We start from the raw sequence: 19,816 nt of genomic DNA on the forward strand, positions 1-19,816 counted from the left end.
CTCCTTCTGAAAGTTGAGTTTGATTGACTCAAGTTTAGCATTCGGCGGTGCGCGGCTCCACCACCTCTCACCTCTCGCGGGCGACCTCGTCCCAGACGGCCGCCGCCACCTCGCGCTTGGTCCCGGCCGCGGTCCGTGCCAGGGCTCCTCCGCGAGCGAGGATGTGCACGGCGTTCTCGCCACGTTCGAAACCCTGCTCCCAGCCGACCTCGTTCACCACCAGGAGGTCGACCCCCTTGCGCTCCTGCTTGCCGCGGGCGCGCGCGAGCAGCTCGGCCTCGTCCTCCGGGGTCTCCGCCGCGAACGCGACGATGAGCTGCCCTTCCCGCCGGGTGTCGACGAGCGCGGCGACGATGTCCTCGTTCTCGACGAGTTCGATCGTGCCGACGCCGCCGCGGTCCTTGGTGAGCTTCCGGGCGGAGACCTCGACCGGGCGGTAGTCGGCCACCGCCGCCGCCATCAGCACGACGTCGGCCGTCGCCGCCTCCTCCTTCATCGCCGCGGACAGCTCGGCAGCCGTGCCGACCCGGACGATCCGGATCTTCGGGTGGCGGGCCTCCGCGAGCACGTCCCCGGCGACGTTCGCCGCGACGAGCGTCACCTCCGCGCCGCGTGCCGCCGCCTCCGCCGCGAGCGCGACTCCCTGGCGCCCGCTGCTCCGGTTGCCGAGGAAGCGCACCGGATCGATGGGCTCCCGCGTGCCGCCCGCCGAGACGACGACCCGCACGCCCGCGAGGTCGCCCGGCGTCATCAGCGCCTGGGCTGCGGCAAGGATCTCCTCCGGCTCGACCATGCGACCGGGGCCGCTGTCGCCGCCGGCCAGTTCGCCGTCGGCGGGGCCGACCACGTGCACGCCGCGGTCCCGGAGCGTCGCCATGTTCGTCTGCGTGGCGGGGTTCCGCCACATCTCCGCGTGCATCGCGGGGGCGACGAGCACCGGCGCCTCGGTCGCGAGCAGCGTCGTGCCGAGGAGGTCGTCGGCGAGGCCCGCGGCCATCTTCGCGAGGGAGTTCGCCGTGGCCGGGGCGATCACGACGAGGTCCGCCCCCTGCCCCAGGGCGATGTGCCGGACGCGGGCGACGTCCTCATGCACGCTCGTCGTCACCGGGTGCCGGCTCAAGGCCTCCCAGGTCGGCAGGCCCACGAAGCGCAGCGCATCCTCCGTGGGCACGACGGTCACGTCATGACCGGCCTTGGTGAGCAGGCGCACGAGGTGCACCGTCTTGTACGCGGCGATGCCGCCCGTGACTCCCACGACGATGTTCACGCCTCGATTCTGCCCCAGGGTCCGGACGCCCGGGCCGTCGCGGGCGGATCCGTCCCCGCCCGCCCCGGCCGACCTAGACTCGGAGGCGTGTGCACGGTGGTGATCGATGTCGAGGCTCCGGGATCCGCGCGGCTGCTGGCCGTCCGCGACGAGGACCCGACCCGGGAGTGGGACGCCCTGGGCGCGTGGTGGCCCGAGGAGTATCCGGGGGTGATCGGCATCCGCGACCGCCGCGCCGGTGGGGCCTGGCTCGCCGTGAACCCCGCCGAACGACGCCTCGCCGTACTCCTCAACCGCGCCGATGTGCAGGACCTCTCCGCGACCGCGGCCGTCTCCCGCGGCACCCTTCCGCTCGCCGCGGTCACCGGGCGTTCTCCGCAGGGAGCCCCGCCGATGCACGGCTTCAATCTGCTCGAAGTCGGTCCGGAGGGCGCGCGAGTGCTCTCCTGGGACGGTGCCGAGTTGCGGGAGACCCCGATCGAGCCCGGAACACACATGATCGCCCACGACGACCTCGACGACGAGGAGACCCCGCGCATCGCCGCGTGGCTCCCGGAATTCCGGGCGCTCGGGCCCGCCGCGGCGAGCGCCGACTGGACGGCCGAGTGGACCGCTCTCCTCGGATCCTCGGCGACCCTGCCCCCGGAAGACGACCGCGCCATCATCCGCGACAACCGCCCGCACGGGTACCCGACGCAGTCCCTCCTCTACGCGGTCGCCACGGTCACGCCCGCCGGGGTCGACGTCCGCGACGTCACCCTCCCCTCTCCCGCCCACTGGCACTGACTCCCCTCCGTCTCCCCACCCCCCCTCTCGCGCCGCGGGATGAAAACAGCACCCCCGCCGTCCGCCCGCGGCCCCTTTCTGATCCCGCCCGCCCCGCCGCTTCCCGCCCAGGATCGAAAACGCACCACACCGCCCATCCCGCGGGACCTTTCTGATCCCGCACCGATGCGGGCGACCCCGCCCTCGGTTGGACGAGATCCGCTGCGGAGCTTGGGGGGCGATGCCCGCCGGGCGGGGCTGGACCAGAATGCCGCGGCCTGTAGCGAGACCGCTCGGCCTGATGCGGGACGGTAAACGCTCCGGGTGGGGCACGGTGCCGCGCGTTCTTGATCCCGCACGACAGCGGGGGACGGTCGCGAGGCCGACGGGCAGAAGCGGGACGGAAAACGCCCCGGACGCGGGGCATTCACGCGCGTTTTCGATCCCGCACGACTGCGGGGGACGGTAGGGGGACCGTGGCGGGACGGAAAGTGGGCCGGATGCGTGGAGACGGGGCACGAAACTGATCCCGCACCGCCGAGGGAAGGGCGGGGTCAGGCGGCGGGGAGGGCGTCGGCGCAGGAGAAGCGGGCGCGGTAGGCGGTGGGAGTCACACCCAGCACGCGGGCGAAGTTCTGCCGGAGGACGGCCGCGGAACCGAAGCCGCAGTCCGTCGCGATGTGTTCGAGCGGAAGATCGGTGCGCTCGAGGAGACGCTGGGCCTGGATGATCCGCTGCCGGCCGAGCCACGCGGCAGGGGTCGCCCCGTACTCGGCCTTGAAGCGGCGCGCGAAGGTCCGCGGCGACATCAGCGCCCGGGCCGCGAGCTGGTCGACCGTCAGGTCTTCGCGGAGGTTCTCCACCGCCCAGTCGGCCACCACGGCGAGCGAATCCGTGGGCGCGACCGGGATGGGGCGATCGATGAACTGCGCCTGACCACCGTCCCGTTGCGGCGGCACCACCATCCGACGCGCGATCCGATTGGTGATCTCCGCCCCGAGTTCCTGTCGCAGCAGGTGCAGGCAGGCGTCGATGCCGGCAGCGGTGCCCGCACTCGTGATGATGCGGCCGTCCTGGACGAAGAGCACGTCCGGATCGATGTCGACGGCGGGGTACATGTCGGCCATCGTGTGGGCGTACATCCAGTGCGTCGTGGCCCGCCGTCCGTCCAGGACCCCGGCCGCGGCGAGGATGAACGAGCCGCTGCAGACGCTCATGACCCACGCTCCGCGCGCCACGGCCTCGCGGGCCAGGTCGACGAGGAGCGGGTCGATGTCGCCCCAGACCTCGCGCGGCACCGGGCAGAACACGACGAGGTCGGCCTCCGCGGCGAAGGACAGATCGTGCTCCACGTTGATGGAGAAGCCGATCTTGGAGCGCACGACCCCGGGCCGCGGGGCGACGATGCGGAAGTCGAAGTTCGGCACCCCGTCGGCCGACCGGTCGAGGCCGAACGCCTCGCAGGCGACCCCGAACTCGAACGGCGCGAAGCCGTCCTGCACCACGCACGCGACGGTCTTCATCACATCTCCCGGAATGGCAGTTTTCCTACGCACAGTGCCCGATCCGCCACTCGTGGCAGCATCACACTGAGCGTAGCTTTTCTGCCATGCTACTCCTCATCCTCCTCCTCGCCCTCGCCATCTGGGCGCTTGTCGCCACGTTCGTCGAACTGCGTCGGGACGGCTACCGTCGCACCCCCACCGACTGGAGCCGCGTCGCCGGACAGGACGCCCTGTCGCAGGCCGACCCCGGACACGTCTATCGCTGACCTCCCGACCGTCCGCGAGGAGGGCTACGCTCGGGGGCATGAGCGACCCGCAGCAGCCCGGACACCCCTCGCGCGACGGCGCCGGCGACCCGGCCGCCCCGCCCCCTCCGTCGCTCCCGGCTGAGCCGCAGTACCCCCGCGCCCAGGCCCCCGCCCCGGGGGCACCGTACGCACCCGCTCCCGGCGGCGGCCACGTGTTCCCGACCGCGCCCCCGCAGGCCTTCCCCACGGCGAGCCCGCAGCCGTCACCGACCGCACCCGGATTCGTCCCCGGATCCGCCGGCATCCCGCCCTACGGCACCCCGGCCCCGGGCGCATCCGGCGACGGCCTCGGCCGCGCCGCGTTCACCGTCGCGCTCGTGACCCTGGTGATCGATCTGTTCCTGATCCTGGCGCGGCCCTTCGTCTACATGTCGGACCGGACCTACAGCATGATCGGCCTGATCGAGGGGGCGTCGGGCATCCTCACCTTCCTCGGCTACGGGGCGGCGCTCGTGCTCGGCCTCATCGCGGCACGCCGACCGGGGCCGCGGCTGCTCGCCGGGATCGCCGTCGGCATCTCCGGCGCCGGCCTGCTGACGATGGTGCTGAGCTGGCTCTCGTCGAACTTCTACGGGTTCCTCTGACCGCTCAGGATCGCGGGAGCACCCGCTCGTAGACCTCGATCATGGCGGCCGTCCGCGACGACTGCCGGAAGGCGTCCGCCACGGCGGGCACCGGCTGGGGTGCGGTCCCGTCCGCGATGTCCGCGGCCGCCTGCCGCAGCGTCGCGGAGAGGGCCTCGATCCGTTGCGCCTCGACGGTTCGCCCGCGGGCGGCCGGGTCCGTCGTCGGCACCGCCCAGAGCCCGCCCTGGAGCTCCGCGGCGATGTCGGGGTCGCACACGACGGAGGGCGTGCCGAGGGTGGCCGCCTCGAACGGCGTCATGCCCTGGGTCTCGAACCCGATGGACGTCTGCACGAGCGCATCGGCGGCGGCGATCCGCTCGAGCGTCTGCGCATACGAGAGCCGGCCGGCGAACCGTACGTCCGCACGCCCCGCGACGATGCGTTCGGCCGCCGCGCGCTGTCCGCCGCCGCCGATCACCTCGAGCTCGGCGTCGATGCCTGCGTCGACCCAGGCCTGGAGGAACGGGAGGAGGCGCTTCTCCGGACTCATCCGCCCGAGCCAGACGAAGCGCGGGCGCCCCGGCGTCCGTTCGGCGGGTGCCGCTGCGAGGGTCTGCGCACGGACGTCATCGTCGATGCCGTTCCACACGACGTCGACGACGCGGGCGACGCCGTTCTGCTCCAGGCGTCGCGCGAAGTGCCCGGACGGGGCCGTGACGGCAGCGGCGCCCGCCGCGAGACCGCGGAGGTACGACCACCCGTCGCTGCCACCGACCGGCACACCGATGCCGCGGAGGGCGGCGCGGCGCCACAGGTTGAGCACGGCGAGCACGGGGCGGTGCAACGGGGTGACCGCGGCCAGCCCCACGTCGACGCGGTTGTGCATCGTGTGCACGACCGGGATCCCGTGGCGGGCGGCGAAGCGGTGCCCGATGAAGGCGCCCCAGAAGTCAGCCTGCACGTGGACGAGATCGACGGGCGGACGGTGTGCCATCGCCCGGTCGAGGACCCGGTCGGTCGCCCGCCCCGGCCAGGTCATCGCGTACTCCCGGTCGAGGGTGATCGGCAGCGCCGGGAGGTCGACGTTCCCCTCCGACGGTGCGGCGTCATCACGCCGTGCGTGCATACGGGGCGCGACGACCGTCACGGTGTGCCCGGCGCGCTCCAGGAACGTCCGCTGCAGCCGCATCGACACCTGCGCCCCGCCGAGGGAGTCGAGGTGCTGATCGGCGAAGAAGACGACGTGCATCCGCGTCACTCGGGCAGCGGCTCGTCGCGGTACAGCGCCTCGAAGGTGTCGAGCGTGCGGTTGATGTCGTGGATGGCCACCCCGTCGAGGGACGCCTTCTGCATCCGCTCGTACTCGCCGGGGGAGGCGGTCAGCACGGCGGTGAGCTTCGCGGCGAGGTCGTCGACGTCTCCCGGCGTGAAGAGGTGCCCGTTCTCGCCGTCGTGCACGAGGTGCGGCAGGGCGACGGCGTCCGCGGCGACGATCGGCAGCGCCGATGCCATGGCCTCCATCGTCGCGATGGACTGCAGCTCGGCGATCGACGCGATGACGAAGAGGCTCGCGCGGGACAGCAGCGCCCGCAGCTCCTCATCGGTGGTCCGGCCGTGGAAGGTGACCCGGTCCGACAGCCCGAGCTGTGCCGTCAGGTGCTCGAGCTGCTTGCGCTGGTCTCCGCCGCCGACGATGTCGAACGTCGTGTTCAGTGCCGGGTCGAGCTTCGTCATGGCCTTGAGGATGACCTCGACCTGCTTCTCCGCCGTCAGCCGGCCCACGAACACGAGCCGGTTCTTCTCGCGCGGGGCGATGACCGGGGTGTACTGGGAGCGGTCGATGCCGCAGCTCACCGGGATGACGCCGCGCACCTCGACCGTCTTCTCCAGGAAGTCGGCGGCCCGACGCGTGGGCGTGGTGATCGCCCGCGTCAGGTCGAAGGTGCGCTTCGCGTCGGCCCAGGCGAACTTGAGCACCAGGTCGTCGACGAACTTCGGCATGGTCGTGTGGTCGAGGATGTTCTCGGCCATGACGTGGTTCGTCGCGATGACCGGGATGCCGCGCTGCTTCGCGATGCGCGCGAGTCCACGCCCGATCACGATGTGGGACTGGATGTGCACGACGTCGGGCTGCACGGCGTCGAGCACCTTCCGGGCGTAGTGCTTGGAGCGCCACGGCCACACGAAGCGCAGCCAGTCGTGCGGGGCCCAGCGCACGGAGGGCAGGCGGTGGAGCGTCATCGGCTCCCCCTCGATGACCTCGGTGCGAGGCGCGGTGCGACGGTAGGCCTGGTTGGGGGCGACGACGTGCACCTCGTGCCCGCGCTGCACGAGTCCGGCGGCGAGACGCTCGGCGAACCGGGCGGCGCCGTTGATGTCGGGGGCGAACGTGTCACACCCGAGGAGGATCTTCAGCGGACGGGGCTGTACGGCGGTGGCGTCGCGCGACGCATCGATCGGATCGTCGGAGGAGGTCACAGAGATGCCTAACGGGGTGGCGGCCAAGGAGAAGCCCTGGTCGGGCGGTGGCAACTCTACCCGAGGGCCCTGTCCCCGACGCCGAGCCATACCGGCATCCTTCAGCCTCGGCCGATACCGTGAAGCCATGCGACTGCACGCCGACGCCGACCCCCAGCTGTGGATCCCCGTGACGGACTCGCTCGGGTGGAGGGGACGCCGGCATCGCAAGGCCGCGATCCGGATGCTGCTCGGCCAGGTGAACGCCGCGGTCGGCGCGACGGAGCGCCCCGGTTCACGGTTCGGAGCCTGGGCGATGAGCCAGGCCGCGCCGATGCTCATGAAGAAGGCCGACGGCCGGGTCCTCGCGTGGACGTGGAAGGCGGAGCCCGACCTCGTCGTGGCGATGGCGAGCGTGCAGGCGCTGACCCCCGACATCCGGATCGCCCGCGCGTCGATGCCGATGGAGTACGACGACACGACCTCTTTCCCGACCCGGCTCGGCGTCGGCGAGAAGCTCGTGGTCCCGACTCCGCCTTCCCCTTCGGCGCCACCTTTCGCGACCTACACGTGGGACACCGGTACACACCTGGTGACCCTGACGGCCGTCTGCAGCGACCGCGAACGCTTCGGCACGCTCATCGGCGCGCTCGACGAGCTGGCCCGCAGCCTCCGTATCGCCGACGACCTCACCGGCGGCGAGTCGCCCGACGTCCTCCGCCTCCCGCCCGCCTGAGAGCGATCCCGCCCGGCGGGATGAGAAACGCGCCTCCCGAAGGGCGGGGAGGCGCGTTTCTGATCCGGTGCGGCGCACCCGGCGCGAGGAGGCCGGGGGCTCAGCGTGCGATGCGGAGCGTGCGGACCTCGAAGGGGCGGAGGTGGAGCCCGCCGCCGAGACGGGGCGCCTCGATCTCGTCCTCGATCAGGCTCACCTCGCGCACCTCACGGTGGTCGAAGCCGACGGAGAGCTCGCCGACCGCCCGACGCCCGAGCGCCTCGTACACCCGGACGATGACGTCGCCGGAGCCGTCGTCGGCGAGCTTCACGGCCGAGACGACGATCCCCTCGCCCGACACCTCCACCAGCGGCTCGACCTCGCGCTCCCCGCGGATCACCGTGGGTGTGCTGTTGAGGCGGATACCCTCGGCGGTCGCGATCGCGGCGTCGGCACCGATCACGAAGCCGACCTCGATCTCATGGAGCCCGTGGTCCGTATCCGGGTCGGGGAACCGCGGCGCCCGCAGCAGGGAGAGCCGCACGGTGGTGGTGACCCCGTCCTCGCCGACCTCGCGCGTCGTGTCGTACCCGTAGATCGAGTCGTTCACGAGGGCCGCACCGAAGTCCTGCTCGCGCACCAGCACGAAGCGGTGCATCGAGGTCTCGAACTTCGCCGCCTCCCAGCTCGTGTTCGTGTGGGTGACGCGCGCCTGGTAGCCGAACTGCGTCTCGGCTTCGGTATGCGACGCCTGGATGTCGAGCGGGAACGCGAGCTTGAGCAGCTTCTCGGTCTCGTGCCAGTCGACCTCGTTGCGCAGCAGCACCGTGCGCGAGTCGGGCGCGAGGAGGATGGTCTGCGTGATCGTCGACTCCGAGAAGGGACGCACGACGACGATCTGCGCGACACCGTTCACGAGTGATGCCTCGATGGACGAGACCGCGGTGAGGTCATCGACGCTGTTGCGGTAGTAGCGGTCGATGTCCCACGCGTCCCACATGTTCGGGAAGTCCTGGTGCACCTGGAACAGGTTCGCAGCCTTGCCGGGCGCGACCGTCTCCCGCCCTGTGGCCTTGTCGACGGCCGAGACGATCAGCCCCTCGGCCGAGACCAGCACGGACACGAGTTCGTTCTCCAGGCGCCATCCCGGGTGGGTCGCTGAGCCTGCCGAAGAGTCCTCGACGAGCGAGACCGGCCCTTCGACGGGTTCAGGGACCCACGAGGCGCCGAGCGCGCGCCCCCGACCCACCGAGGTCGGCTCGAACCGCAGCTCGCGGTCGCCCTCCCCGGCAAGCGACCGGCGCGCGGCGTCGGCGATGTCGCGCGCATCCGACAGCACGTCGGACAGCACGGCGACGGCCTCCCGGTGCACCCACGCGATCGAGGTGCCGGGCAGGATGTCGTGGAACTCGTGCAGCAGCACGGCCTGCCAGAGCCGGTCGAGCTCGGCCTGCGGGTACGCGGCGCCGGTGCGCACGGCGTCGGTCGCCGCCCACAGCTCGGCCTCCACCAGCGCGTGCTCGGCCCACCGGTGCAGCGCCTTCGTGGCGTGCTGGCTCGTGAGCGTGCCGCGGTGCAGTTCGAGGTAGAGCTCGCCGACCCACACGGCGGGGTTCGGCAGCTCGGCCTTGGCGGCGTCGAAGAACACGTCCGGGTGCTCCCACACCACCTGCGCGCTGCCCTCGAGGTCGCGCAGCCGCTCGGCCTTGCCCGTCATCTCGCGCGTCGTGCCGCCGCCGCCGTCACCCCAGCCGACCGGGGCGATCGACCGCGAGCTGAGGCGGTTCTCCTTGAACTGCCGCGAGGCCTTCGCGACCTCCATGCCGCTCAGCTGCGAGTTGTAGGTGTCCATCGACGGGAAGTGCGTGAATACCTGCGAGCCGTCGATGCCCTCCCAGAGGAAGGAGTGGTGCGGGAAGACGTTCTGCTGGTTCCAGGAGATCTTCTGCGTGAAGAACCACTCGAACCCGGCACGGCGCATGAGCTGCGGCAGGGCCGGCGAGTAGCCGAAGCTGTCCGGCAGCCACACGCCCTTCGACCGGAGGCCGAACTCCCGCTCGAAGAACCGCTGCCCCTGCGAGAACTGCCGCACGAGCGACTCCCCCGTCGGCATCACGGTGTCGGACTCCACCCACATGCCGCCGAGGGGCAGGAAGCGTCCGGCGGCGACGGCGGCCTTGACCCGCTCCCACACCTCGGGACGGTGCTCCTTGATCCAGGCGTACTGCTGCGCGCTCGACATGCCGTACTGGAAGTCGGGCTGCTCCTCGATGAGCGTGGTCATGGACGAGGTGGTGCGCGCGACCTTGCGGATCGTCTCGCGCACCGGCCACAGCCAGGCGGAGTCGATGTGCGCGTGGCCGACGGCCGAGATCCGGTGCGCACTCGCCTCGGCCGGAGCGGCGAGCACGTCCGCGAGCCGTGCCCGCGCGTCGCCGGCGGTCTCCACGATGTGCTGCAGGTCGAGCACGTCGAGCGCGTCGTCCAGGGCCTGCAGGATGCGCATGCGGCGCGGCGACGTGGCAGGGAGCTCCGCCTGCAGCTCGAACAGCACCTCGAGGTCGAGCGACAGGTCGAACACCTCGGGCTCGAACACCGCGAGGTCGAGGCGCCGCAGCCGGTACAGCGGCTCCTTCGAGGAGGTGAGGACGTCGCCCTCCTGGGTCGGCAGGAAGGGGTGGTAGTCGAGGAGCACAGGGTTGGACGCGCCCTCCAGGTAGAGCTCGACGGGCTCATCGCCCGCCGCCGTCTCCACGATCGGCACCCACTGGTTCCGCGGGTTGATGCTCTTGATCGGCGTGCCGTCCGGCCGGTAGGCGAGGGCCTCGCACTGGAACCCCGTCATGTTCACGTCGAAGCCCAGGTCGATCAGCGCCTCGACCCGGCGCCCGGCCCACTCCGCGGGCACCCGACCGGTGAGCTTGAACCACGTGGTCCCCCAGGCCGGGCCCCACAGCTCGCCGACCGCGGCCGGGGCGAAGGAGAGCGCCAGGCCGTCCGCCGGGGCGATGGGCTCTCCGGGGAGCTGATGCGCCTCGACCGTGAGGGGAACCGCGGCCGAGTGGATTGCGGGGCGGATGCGCTCGTCGAGGACCCGCTTGACGCGGCCGACGGTGAGCGAGGTGTCGTCATGCATGATGGGGTTCTCCGGGCTCGACGGTGAGGGATGGGGTTCGATGCGCGTCGCTACTAAAACGATCTAGCACGGGAGTCTACGGCACGTTCTCCGCTGCTTTCGAGAGGCTAAACCGATCAAGTAGGGTGATGCCTATGACCCCGGGGAAACGCGTGACCATCGCGGATATCGCGCGCATGGCCGGCGTCTCCCCCGGCGCCGTCTCGTTCGCCCTCAACGGTCGCCCCGGCGTGAGCGAGGAGACGCGGCAGCGCATCCTCTCGATCATCGAGGAGCATCACTGGCAGCCGAGCTCCGCCGCGCGTGCCCTCGTCGGCGCCCGTGCCAACGCGGTCGGATTCGCCCTCGCCCGCCCGGCGCGCTCCCTCGGCTCCGAGGCCTTCTTCACCGACCTCATCGCCGGCATCGAGTCCCGCCTCTCCGAGAGCAAGGTCGGTCTGCAGCTCCGCCTCGTCGCCGACATCGACGAGGAGATGGAGGTGCATCGGCAGTGGCGCTCGTCGAATCAGGTCGACGGCATCATCCTCATCGACCCGCGCGACGACGACCCGCGCGGCGCGCGCATCACGGCCCTGGACGCCCGCGCCGTCATGATCGGCTCGAAGCCCTCCCCGGACGGCGCGGTGCCCAGCGTGTGGATCGGCGACGACACCGTCGCGGAGACCCTGTTCTCCTACCTCGCCGCCCTCGGTCACACGCGCATCGCCTACGTCGCCGGTCCGGCCGAACTGGAGCACACCCGCCTGCGCGCCGAGGTGCTGGAGCGGATGGCGGCGGACGGCATCGCCGGCGAGGTCATCACGACGGACTTCTCCCCCGCCCGCGCCTCCGCCGTGACGCGCGCGCTGCTCTCCGGCCGGCAGCGCCCGACCGCGATCGTCTACGACAACGACGTGATGGCCGTCGCCGGCCTCCGCGTGGCGCAGGAGATGGGCCGGGCGGTTCCCCGCGACGTCTCCCTCGCGTCGTTCGACGACTCCGTCATCGCAGGACTCATCAATCCGTCGATCACCGCGATGACCCGCGACACGTTCGAGCTCGGCGAGCAGGCGGCCACGCTCCTGCTGCAGCAGATCGAGGCCGGCACCACGCTGCCGAGCGTCCAGGGCCCGACCCCGGTGCTCACCGCTCGCGAGAGCACGGCACCTCCGCCCCGCTGAGACCCCGCCTCCCCGCCGACACCCCGGGCTCTCGACGCACGCACCCCGGGGTCTCGACGACAACCCGGGGTCTCGGCCTCAGACGGGAAGAAACTCAGACGACGGTGTTGACGGAGGCGTAGCGCGTCACGTCGGACGCGGACGGGGCGGGGTGGATGAGGCGGCGGATGCCGCGTGCCTCCAGCGCCGCGGGGTCCTGTGCGGTGCGGGAGGTCACCAGCGCGGGGTCGTCGCCGGCGGCGCACGCGTCGACCCAGGCCTGGAAGACCGCGCCGCCGGGGCTCAGCGCCGCCCGGCTCACCGGCACCTCCTGCTCGTCGACGTCCACGACGATCGCCGTGGGGCGGTCCGGAGCCGCGGTGCGGGTACGCAGCTCGGGGATGAGCTCCGCGAACCGGCGGCCGAGGGGCTTCGCCGCCCCCTCCTGGTCGATCAGCCCGAGGGAGTACTCCAGCTCCGGGAAGTCGGCGAGCTCCCGGCTCACGTCGTGCGAGCACCACCAGGTCACACCCCAGAGGTTCTCGGTGCGGAGAGCCGAGCGCACGGTGGCCTCGAGGAATCCGGGCATCTCGCTCTCGTCGAGGCAGTTCGAGGGGGCACCCACCTCCTGCAGCCAGATGGGCCGGGCGGGATCCGTCGCGAAGGCGCGGGAGAGCTCGATGAGGTACTCGGCATGACGGTCCGCCGCGACGGAGCGCCCGCCGTAGCGCTGGGCGGTGCCGTTGAAGATCCAGGAGTGGATGGTCGTCATCGCGCCGAGGCGGGAGGCATGCGCCGGCGTGAACCCGTGATCGTCCATGTACCAGACCGCGTCGTACTCGCTGTGCACATGCGGCAGCCCGGGAGCGCCCCGGTCCGCTGCAGCGAGCAGCGCCTCGATCCAGGCGCCCGCCTCATCCGTCGTGACCGGCCACGGCGAGGGGTGGGTGTGCGCGGAGAACTGGTTCGTCTCGTTGCCGAGCGTGAGCCCGAGGAAGTTCGGGGCGTCCCGCAGCGCGCCGGCCAGCCGCTCCACGAGCTGCGCCTGGCCGTCCAGGGCGCTCGGATCGGTGAACATGTTCCGGTCGTGCCAGGTGTACAGCCAGGACGGGACGAAGTCGAAGCTCGACAGATGCCCCTGGATGACATCGACGCTCGCGTCCAGCCCGAACTCGGCGGCGATGTCGACCATGGCGCGCACGTCATCGATCGCCTTCGTCCGGATCAGGGTGCGGTTCGGCTGCAGGATGGTCCAGAGCGGGAATACGCGCACGTGGTCGAGGCCGAGCGCGGCGAGGGCCGCGAAGTCGCGGCGCACGTCGTCCGGGGTGAAGTCGAGCCAGGAGTGCATCCAGTCCGTCGACGGCGTGTAGTTCGCCCCGAAGCGGAGTGGGGCGTCGAGAGCGCCGCGCTGCGTCATGTGTGCACCTTTCGGACCGTGCCCTCCCGCGAGGACATGTCGCACCACTATAACGCTTGAGCATCAGCCTCGATAGGGATGTCTTGACACCGACCGGATCCGATGGTTTCATCTGCTAAAGCGCTGTAGTCCCTCCGTCGGACCGCGCCGATTCGCCCGCCTCGAGGAAGAAGCACGATGAAAGTTCCCGCACGCATTGTCGCTCTGGCAACCTTCACGATCGGCGCCCTGGCGCTCGTGAGCTGCACCGGAGGCGGCGCCGCCTCGGACGGTGCCGGCCCCATCGACACCTCCGGCGAGCTCAGCGGAACCATCCAGTTCCAGACCTGGTCGCTGAAGAACGAGAAGTTCACCCCGTACTTCGAAGACCTCATCGCCGCGTTCGAGGAGGAGCACCCGGACGTGACCGTCGAGTGGCTCGACCAGCCCGGCGACGGCTACCAGGAGAAGATCCTGAGCCAGGCGAACGCCGACACGCTGCCCGACGTGCTCAACCTGCCGCCGGACATCGCCTACCCCCTCGTCGCGGCGGGGAAGCTCGTCGACCTCGACACCGCGGATCCGGACCTGAAGGCGGCGTACAACGCCGGCGCCTGGGACGCGTACAGCCAGTACCCCGGCGTCGAGGGCACCTACGGCCTGCCCTGGTACCTCTCCAGCGACGCGTCCTGGTGGAACCTCGCCCAGCTCGCCCCGTACGGCGTCACCGAGGAGAACCTCCCGACGACGGTCGACGAGCTGCTCACGCTCGCGAAGGACGTCGCCACGGAGTCCGGCGGCAAGGTCCAGCTCCTCTCCTCGATCCCGGCGCTCGACACCTTCACCGCCGCCGGCATGGAGGTCATCAACGACGAGGGCGAGTTCGACTTCAACACCGATGAGGCCGCCGCGATCATCGAGCAGTACGCCGACGCCTACGCGGCGGGCGCGATGCCCGCCGAGGCACTGACCGGCGACTACGGCGGGAACGCGGAGGCGTACATCCAGGAGAAGGTCGCCTTCACGACCGGCGGCACCGGCTTCACGACCGATCTGCAGAAGGACGCCCCGGCACTGCTGGAGAACACCGTCGCCACCCCGCGCCTCGGTGTCGCCCCGCTCTACGTGCAGGGCCTCAACGTCTCCGCCGACTCCGACAACAAGGAAGCCGCACTCGCGTTCGCCGAGTTCGCGACGAACGAGGAGAACCAGGTCGCGTTCTCCTCCCTCGCGGTCGGCACCGCCCCCGGCACGGCCGACGGCGGCGACCAGGTGGTCGAGAACATCGCCTCCTCCGTCACGGACGAGAAGCAGCTCGCCGCGATCGACACCGTGTTCGGCGCGATGAAGGACGCCAAGGCGCTGCCGTTCCAGTGGACCTCGGACATGGCCACCTACATGACCCAGCAGATCGCCCTGGCCGTGAACGGCGAGGCCGACGCCAAGACGCAGCTCGACAAGATCGTCGAGTACGCCAACGCGAACCGCGTGGACCAGTGAGCATGCGCGCGGACACCGGCACCCGGCAGCGGAGGTCGACGATGAGATCCCACAAGTGGTTCACCCCGTGGCTGCTCCTCGCCCCCGCCGTGATCTGGGTGCTGGTGTTCGCGCTCTGGCCGTTCCTGAACACCGTCGTGCTCAGCTTCACGGACGCCCGCCCCCTGCGGACCCCGGAGTTCGTCGGCGGCGCGAACTACGAGCGCATGTTCGGCGACGAGATGTTCTGGAACGCGCTGACCACCTGCCTCATCTACGTGGTCGTGTGCGTGCCGCTGCTCACGATCCTCCCGCTGCTCCTCGCCCTCCTCGTGCAGAAGAAGCTCCCCGGCATCTCGTTCTTCCGCACCACGTTCTACTTCCCTGTCATCGCCTCGGTCGTCGTGGTCGCCCTCATCTGGACCTGGCTGTTCGACAGCCGCGGCATCATCAACCAGACCCTGGAGTTCCTCGGCGTCATCGACCAGCCGATGGCCTTCCTCGTCGACCGCTGGCTGCTGCTCGGCTGCGCGATCCTGCTGACGGTGTGGAAGGGACTCGGGTACTACATGGTGGTGTACCTCGCCGCCCTGGGGAACGTGGGCAAGGAGCTGCACGAGGCCGCGATGCTCGACGGGGCGAGCTCCTTCCGCCGCTTCCTCTCCGTCACGATCCCGTCGGTGCGCGGGGCGATGCTCCTCATCGCCGTCCTCATCGCGGTGTCCGCCATGCGCGTGTTCGCCGAGCTCGACGTGCTCTCCAAGAGCACGGGCGGCCCGGGCGGCTACGACATGTCGCTCGTGATGCTCATCCGGCAGGTGGGCTCGGGCCTGAACGGCAACATCGGCTACGCGTCCGCGATCAGCGTGGCGCTGTTCCTCCTCACGCTCGTGCCGCTCGCGGCGATCGCGTTCATGAACCGCGAGAAGAAGGCGAAGGTCTCCGCATGACGACTCTGACGACGCCCCCGGTGGAGAGCACTCCGCCCGCGGAGGAGGCACCGCGGCCCGGCCGCGAACGCATCTTCCGCCGCCGCGGTTCCGGCGACTTCAGCAAGCCCACGCTCGGCGGACTCATCGGCCGGTACGCGCTGCTGCTGTTCGTCCTGTTCCTCGTCATCGGCCCCTTCGTCTGGCAGCTCTCCACCTCGTTCAAGGGACCGCAGGAGAACATCTACTCCTTCCCGCCCGAGCTCATCCCCCGCGATCCGACGCTGCAGAACTACACGAGGGTCGCCGACATCGTCCCCGTCTACCTCTACGCCTGGCACTCGCTGCTCGTCTCGCTCGGCACCGTGCTCAGCAACGTGATCCTGGCCACGTTCGCCGGCTACGCCCTGGGCTGCATGCGCTTCCGCGGGAAGTGGATCGTCATGGGCATCCTGCTGTCCACGCTGCTGTTCCCCGGCGAGGTCACGGTCACCAGCAACTTCCTCACCATCCGCGCGCTCGGGCTCGCCGACACCCTGTGGGGCGTGTTCCTCCCCGGAGCGATCAGCGCCATGAACGTGCTGCTCGTCGCCACCGCGTGCCGCATGATCCCGAAGGACGTGCTGGACGCGGCCACCGTCGACGGTGCGACCACGTGGCAGCGCATCCGGCACATCGTGTGGCCGAACATCCGCGGCATGGTCTCGGTCGTGGCGATCTTCGCCTTCATCGGCGCGTGGGACGACTACCTCTGGCCGCTCATCGTGCTCTCCGACCCGGCGAAGTACACCCTGACCGTCGGCATGGCCTACCTCAACAGCAGCTTCTCGGTCGATCCGCGACTCATCGCCGCCGGCACCATGATCGCGCTCGTGCCCATCGTCATCATGTTCTCGTTCACGCAGCGCTTCTTCTTCAAGGGCGTGCAGGAGGGTGCACTGAAGGGGTGAACGCGCCGCTGCTCCGCCCGGCCTCCGGTCCCGCGGATCCTCCGTCGTCGCGCGCGAACGCCGGAGTGCTCCCCGGCCCGGTCTTCGCGTACAGGTTCGACCCCTCCCGCGGGGCGCAGCGGATCGATGTCCCCGGCCTCGACGGCATCGCCCTCACCCCGGACACCGTGCTGCACTGGGCGTTCTACGCCGACGGCCCCGCCGCGACCCTCGCCCCCTGGGCCGCGCTCGCGGTCGCCGTCGACGTGCGGAGCGCCGACGGCAGCCGGCTGAGCGACATCGCCGCCGTCCGCGACCGCTACGACTTCCCGCTCACGGCCGAGGGGCAGTTCGCCGCCCGGTGGAGCATGCCCGAGCAGTGGAACGCCGACAGCGTCGCCCTCGCGCCCCTCGCCGTCGGGAGGGGCACGGGCACGGTCGAGCTCGTCTTCGGTACCGCCGATCTCGCGACCGCGCCGGATGTGCCCGCCGAGGTCAGCGGCTTCGTCCAGGTCCGCGTCGAGGAGCGCCCTGGCCCCGGCGATCTCCCGCCCGTCGAGCGGGTCGACACCCGGCGCGGCTCCCACTCCGGCCCCCGCTTCTCCCGCGGGAACACGATCCCGGCGGTCGCCGTGCCGCACGGATTCACCTTCGTCACGCCCGCGACCGACGCGGCGGATCCGCGCTGGCCCTATCGCCCGTTCGTGCATGACGATCCCCCGGGGCGGCGTCTCGAAGCCCTGCAGTTCTCGCACCAGCCCAGCCCGTGGATCGGCGACCGCTCGGTGCTCCACCTCATGCCGTTCCGGGGGACGCCGACGTCGGACAGGGCGGCCCGGCGTCGCTGGATCGTCCCCGAGAGCGAGCGGGCCCGCCCGCACGAGTACACCGCGGACCTCGGCGACGGGCTGCAGGTCGAGATGACCGCGACCTCGCATGCCGCCGCGTTCCGCGTGCGGTGCGACGACCCGCACGCCGCCGTGGGGTTCGTGATCGACCAGCTCACGGACGACGGCCGACTCACCTTCACCGACGCCGGCTTCGAGGGCTGGATCCCCGAGGGGCCCGAGGACTGGGGGAACGCGCCGCGCTGCTACTTCGCCGGCACCGTGCCCAGCGCCTCGGACGTCGCTTGCGGCGCCCTGGACGACGACGGACGCGCCCGGGTCGCGGGCTTCGTCCGCGCCGGGGGTGCTGTCGAGGTGCGGGTCGGGGTCTCGTTCCTCTCCGTCGCGCAGGCTCGGCACAGCCTCGCCCTCGAGGCCCCTCCCGCCGTCCCCTTCGACGAGCTCCGCGCCCGCGCGGCCGCCGCGTGGAACCGCGTGCTCGGTCGCGTGACGATCCCCCCGCTCCCCGAGGCAGAGCGTCCGTTCCGCGGCCTGGCCGACGAGGAGCAGCGCGCCCGGATCGCCGCCGCACTCCACCGGATGCACCTGTATCCGAACACGGCGGCGGAGAACGCGGGCACCGCAGACGCGCCGGAATGGCTGTTCGCCGACGTGTTCGCGCCCCGGACCACCTTCGGAGAGACCACCACCGGGGCGCCGGTCGCGGAGGGCGAGCTCGTCGTCAACAACGGCTACTGGGACACGTACCGCACCGAGTGGCCCGCGCTCGCGCTCCTCGACCCCGCGCTGGCCGGACGCCTGCTGGACGGGCAGCTCACCCAGTATCGCCGCGGCGGCTGGATGGCCCGCTGGAGCGCCCCCGGGTACGTCGACAGCATGGTCGGCACCTCCAGCGACCAGATCTACGCCGACGCCGCGCGGTGGGACGTTCCCTTCGACCGGGAGACGGCGTTCGAGAGCGGGTGGCGCCACGCGTGCGAGCCGGGACCCGATCCGCGACGGGGTCGCAAGGGCATCGGCCGCGGGCGCTTCCTCGGCTTCATCCCGTCCGACGTGCCGGAGGGGATGAGCTGGAGCATCGAGAACGCCGTGAGCGACGCCGCCCTCGGGCGGTTCGCCGCCCGGCTCGCGGCATCAGCGACGGACCAGGCCGCGCGCTATCGGGCCTTCGCGCGGTACTTCGCGAATCGCTCCCGCGCGGCGCGCGTGCTCTTCGACCCGGCGTCCGGATTCTTCCGCGGTCGCGCGGCGGACGGCTCGTTCGCGCCGGATTTCGATCCTCGGGTCTGGGGTGGCGACAACGTCGAGACGAACGCCTGGGGCATGTCGGTCGGCACGGTGCACGACGGGCCGGGACTCGCGGCGCTGCACGGCGGGCGGACCGGACTCGGCCGGCACCTCGACGCCCTCTTCGCGGAGCCGGAGACCGCCGACGAGCGCTTCGGCGGTGCGTACGGCACGGTCATCCACGAGCAGCGCGAAGCCCGCGCCCAGCGGTCGGGCATGTGCGCCCTGTCGAATCAACCGGCCCACCACATCCCCTTCATGTATGCCTTCAGCGACCGGCCGTGGCACAGCGCGCGCCTCGTGCACGGCCTCGCGCGCCGTCTCTTCGCCGGTGCGCACATCGGCCAGGGATTCCCCGGTGACGAGGACAACGGAGAGATGAGCGCCTGGTGGCTCTGGGCCGCGCTCGGCCTGTATCCCCTGGAGCTCGCGGCGGGGTCTCTGCGCATCGGATCGCCCCTCTCGGAAGACATCCGGGTCGCGCGCGGAGACGGCTCGTCGCTGCGCATCCGCTCGCGACGGAGCTCCCCCGAAGCCCACGTGCTGGAGGACGCCCGGCTGGACGGACGCCCTCTGCCCACCGCCGACCTGCCAATAGACGCGCTCCAGGGAGATGCGGTGCTTGAGCTCGTGTTCGGCACGGACCCGGCGCGCGCGCTGGAGAGCGGGGAGGACGCGCTCGACGCGGAGCCGTGGCACCGCGACCTCACGGGCGGAGAGGGAGAGGCCGTCGCCTCCGCGGATGTCCGCGAGGCGCGGCACCTGTTCGACGATGGCGACCCGCGGGGTGACGAGGGCGTCCGGCTGTCGGAAGGCTCGTGGGTGGGCTGGCGATTCCCCTCGCCCCGCGGCCTCACCGACATCACCCTCACGAGCCGCGAGCCCGTCGCGGCCGGTGTGCTGCGCGGGGAGGTGGAGGGGGCCGACGGTCGCTGGCGCCCGCTCACCACGACGCACCTCGAAGACCTGGCGCCCGATCGCACGACGCCGTTCGCTCTGGAGACGCGGGTCGTGACCTCGGCCGTCCGCATGCGCGCGGAGGCCGAGGTCACGCTCCGTCAGATCGAGCTCTTCGATCTGGACTGAC

General features: G+C 71.4%; 15 protein-coding genes. 9 read left to right on the plus strand and 6 right to left on the minus strand.

What is annotated here, in order from left to right; all coding sequences use genetic code 11:
* Positions 1-67 precede the first annotated feature (67 nt).
* Entirely contained in the window at positions 68-1,267 is a 1,200-nt protein-coding gene (gene coaBC, locus AB0300_RS06630; RefSeq protein ID WP_366215703.1) for a bifunctional phosphopantothenoylcysteine decarboxylase/phosphopantothenate--cysteine ligase CoaBC, read from the minus strand.
* 87 nt (positions 1,268-1,354) lie between these two features.
* On the opposite strand from coaBC, the gene AB0300_RS06635 reads away from it, so the two are divergent.
* A complete protein-coding gene (locus AB0300_RS06635; RefSeq protein ID WP_303709355.1) occupies positions 1,355-2,053 on the plus strand; it encodes an NRDE family protein in 699 nt (232 codons plus the stop codon).
* Positions 2,054-2,586: 533 nt separating this feature from the next.
* Here AB0300_RS06635 and AB0300_RS06640 read toward each other — a convergent pair.
* Positions 2,587-3,555 (minus strand): helix-turn-helix domain-containing protein, encoded by a 969-nt coding sequence (locus AB0300_RS06640; protein WP_060923594.1) that lies wholly within the window; start codon positions 3,553-3,555, stop codon positions 2,587-2,589.
* Between the two features lie 86 nt (positions 3,556-3,641).
* Between AB0300_RS06640 and AB0300_RS06645 the strand changes: the two genes are divergently transcribed.
* Complete coding sequence (locus AB0300_RS06645; RefSeq protein WP_164498183.1) at positions 3,642-3,803, plus strand: hypothetical protein; 162 nt, start codon at positions 3,642-3,644, stop codon at positions 3,801-3,803.
* A 38-nt stretch (positions 3,804-3,841) separates the two neighbouring features.
* Positions 3,842-4,429: a hypothetical protein gene (locus AB0300_RS06650; RefSeq protein ID WP_366215704.1), complete on the plus strand. Its 588-nt coding sequence runs from the start codon at positions 3,842-3,844 to the stop codon at positions 4,427-4,429.
* A 4-nt stretch (positions 4,430-4,433) separates the two neighbouring features.
* Here the strand turns inward: AB0300_RS06650 and AB0300_RS06655 are convergent, their stop codons facing one another.
* Together AB0300_RS06655 and AB0300_RS06660 are read right to left on the minus strand one after the other, a co-directional pair.
* Entirely contained in the window at positions 4,434-5,660 is a 1,227-nt protein-coding gene (locus AB0300_RS06655) for a glycosyltransferase (protein ID WP_366215859.1), read from the minus strand.
* Positions 5,661-5,665: 5 nt separating this feature from the next.
* Positions 5,666-6,895: a glycosyltransferase gene (locus AB0300_RS06660; RefSeq protein ID WP_303709357.1), complete on the minus strand. Its 1,230-nt coding sequence runs from the start codon at positions 6,893-6,895 to the stop codon at positions 5,666-5,668.
* Positions 6,896-7,016: 121 nt separating this feature from the next.
* On the opposite strand from AB0300_RS06660, the gene AB0300_RS06665 reads away from it, so the two are divergent.
* Positions 7,017-7,604 carry a hypothetical protein gene (locus AB0300_RS06665; RefSeq protein ID WP_366215705.1) on the plus strand — a complete coding sequence of 196 codons (588 nt, stop codon included), beginning with the start codon at positions 7,017-7,019 and terminating at the stop codon, positions 7,602-7,604.
* A gap of 100 nt (positions 7,605-7,704) precedes the next feature.
* On the opposite strand, the gene AB0300_RS06670 is transcribed toward AB0300_RS06665, so the two are convergent.
* Positions 7,705-10,719, minus strand: a complete 3,015-nt coding sequence (locus AB0300_RS06670; RefSeq protein ID WP_366215706.1) for a glycoside hydrolase family 38 C-terminal domain-containing protein — start codon at positions 10,717-10,719, stop codon at positions 7,705-7,707.
* 134 nt (positions 10,720-10,853) lie between these two features.
* Between AB0300_RS06670 and AB0300_RS06675 the strand changes: the two genes are divergently transcribed.
* The gene (locus AB0300_RS06675) at positions 10,854-11,879 is read left to right on the plus strand and encodes a LacI family DNA-binding transcriptional regulator (protein WP_025102633.1); all 1,026 of its coding nucleotides are present in this window, start codon (positions 10,854-10,856) and stop codon (positions 11,877-11,879) included.
* A 94-nt stretch (positions 11,880-11,973) separates the two neighbouring features.
* On the opposite strand, the gene AB0300_RS06680 is transcribed toward AB0300_RS06675, so the two are convergent.
* Entirely contained in the window at positions 11,974-13,278 is a 1,305-nt protein-coding gene (locus tag AB0300_RS06680; protein WP_366215707.1) for a glycosyl hydrolase, read from the minus strand.
* A gap of 177 nt (positions 13,279-13,455) precedes the next feature.
* On the opposite strand from AB0300_RS06680, the gene AB0300_RS06685 reads away from it, so the two are divergent.
* From AB0300_RS06685 to AB0300_RS06700, 4 genes are read left to right on the plus strand one after another with little or no spacing between them, the layout of a single operon-like run.
* A complete protein-coding gene (locus AB0300_RS06685) occupies positions 13,456-14,757 on the plus strand; it encodes an extracellular solute-binding protein (protein ID WP_102209476.1) in 1,302 nt (433 codons plus the stop codon).
* 41 nt (positions 14,758-14,798) lie between these two features.
* Entirely contained in the window at positions 14,799-15,686 is an 888-nt protein-coding gene (locus AB0300_RS06690) for a sugar ABC transporter permease (protein ID WP_366215708.1), read from the plus strand.
* Positions 15,683-16,615: a carbohydrate ABC transporter permease gene (locus tag AB0300_RS06695; protein WP_085605062.1), complete on the plus strand. Its 933-nt coding sequence runs from the start codon at positions 15,683-15,685 to the stop codon at positions 16,613-16,615. The genes AB0300_RS06690 and AB0300_RS06695 overlap by 4 nt, the downstream gene beginning before the upstream one ends.
* Complete coding sequence (locus AB0300_RS06700; protein ID WP_366215709.1) at positions 16,612-19,815, plus strand: glycoside hydrolase domain-containing protein; 3,204 nt, start codon at positions 16,612-16,614, stop codon at positions 19,813-19,815. The genes AB0300_RS06695 and AB0300_RS06700 overlap by 4 nt, the downstream gene beginning before the upstream one ends.
* Position 19,816: the final 1 nt, after the last annotated feature.

Source organism: Microbacterium sp. NPDC078814 (assembly GCF_040702645.1).
In the GTDB taxonomy this organism is placed as follows: Bacteria; Actinomycetota; Actinomycetes; order Actinomycetales; family Microbacteriaceae; genus Microbacterium.

Excerpts from the sequence above, each read along its gene's own strand:
- AB0300_RS06640 (WP_060923594.1), bottom strand. The coding sequence starts at position 3,555 with ATGAAGACCGTCGCGTGCGTGGTGCAGGACGGCTTCGCGCCGTTCGAG.
- AB0300_RS06645 (WP_164498183.1), top strand. The coding sequence starts at position 3,642 with ATGCTACTCCTCATCCTCCTCCTCGCCCTCGCCATCTGGGCGCTTGTC.
- AB0300_RS06650 (WP_366215704.1), top strand. The coding sequence starts at position 3,842 with ATGAGCGACCCGCAGCAGCCCGGACACCCCTCGCGCGACGGCGCCGGC.
- AB0300_RS06655 (WP_366215859.1), bottom strand. The coding sequence starts at position 5,660 with ATGCACGTCGTCTTCTTCGCCGATCAGCACCTCGACTCCCTCGGCGGG.
- AB0300_RS06665 (WP_366215705.1), top strand. The coding sequence starts at position 7,017 with ATGCGACTGCACGCCGACGCCGACCCCCAGCTGTGGATCCCCGTGACG.
- AB0300_RS06670 (WP_366215706.1), bottom strand. The coding sequence starts at position 10,719 with ATGCATGACGACACCTCGCTCACCGTCGGCCGCGTCAAGCGGGTCCTC.
- AB0300_RS06675 (WP_025102633.1), top strand. The coding sequence starts at position 10,854 with ATGACCCCGGGGAAACGCGTGACCATCGCGGATATCGCGCGCATGGCC.
- AB0300_RS06680 (WP_366215707.1), bottom strand. The coding sequence starts at position 13,278 with ATGACGCAGCGCGGCGCTCTCGACGCCCCACTCCGCTTCGGGGCGAAC.
- AB0300_RS06685 (WP_102209476.1), top strand. The coding sequence starts at position 13,456 with ATGAAAGTTCCCGCACGCATTGTCGCTCTGGCAACCTTCACGATCGGC.
- AB0300_RS06690 (WP_366215708.1), top strand. The coding sequence starts at position 14,799 with ATGAGATCCCACAAGTGGTTCACCCCGTGGCTGCTCCTCGCCCCCGCC.
- AB0300_RS06695 (WP_085605062.1), top strand. The coding sequence starts at position 15,683 with ATGACGACTCTGACGACGCCCCCGGTGGAGAGCACTCCGCCCGCGGAG.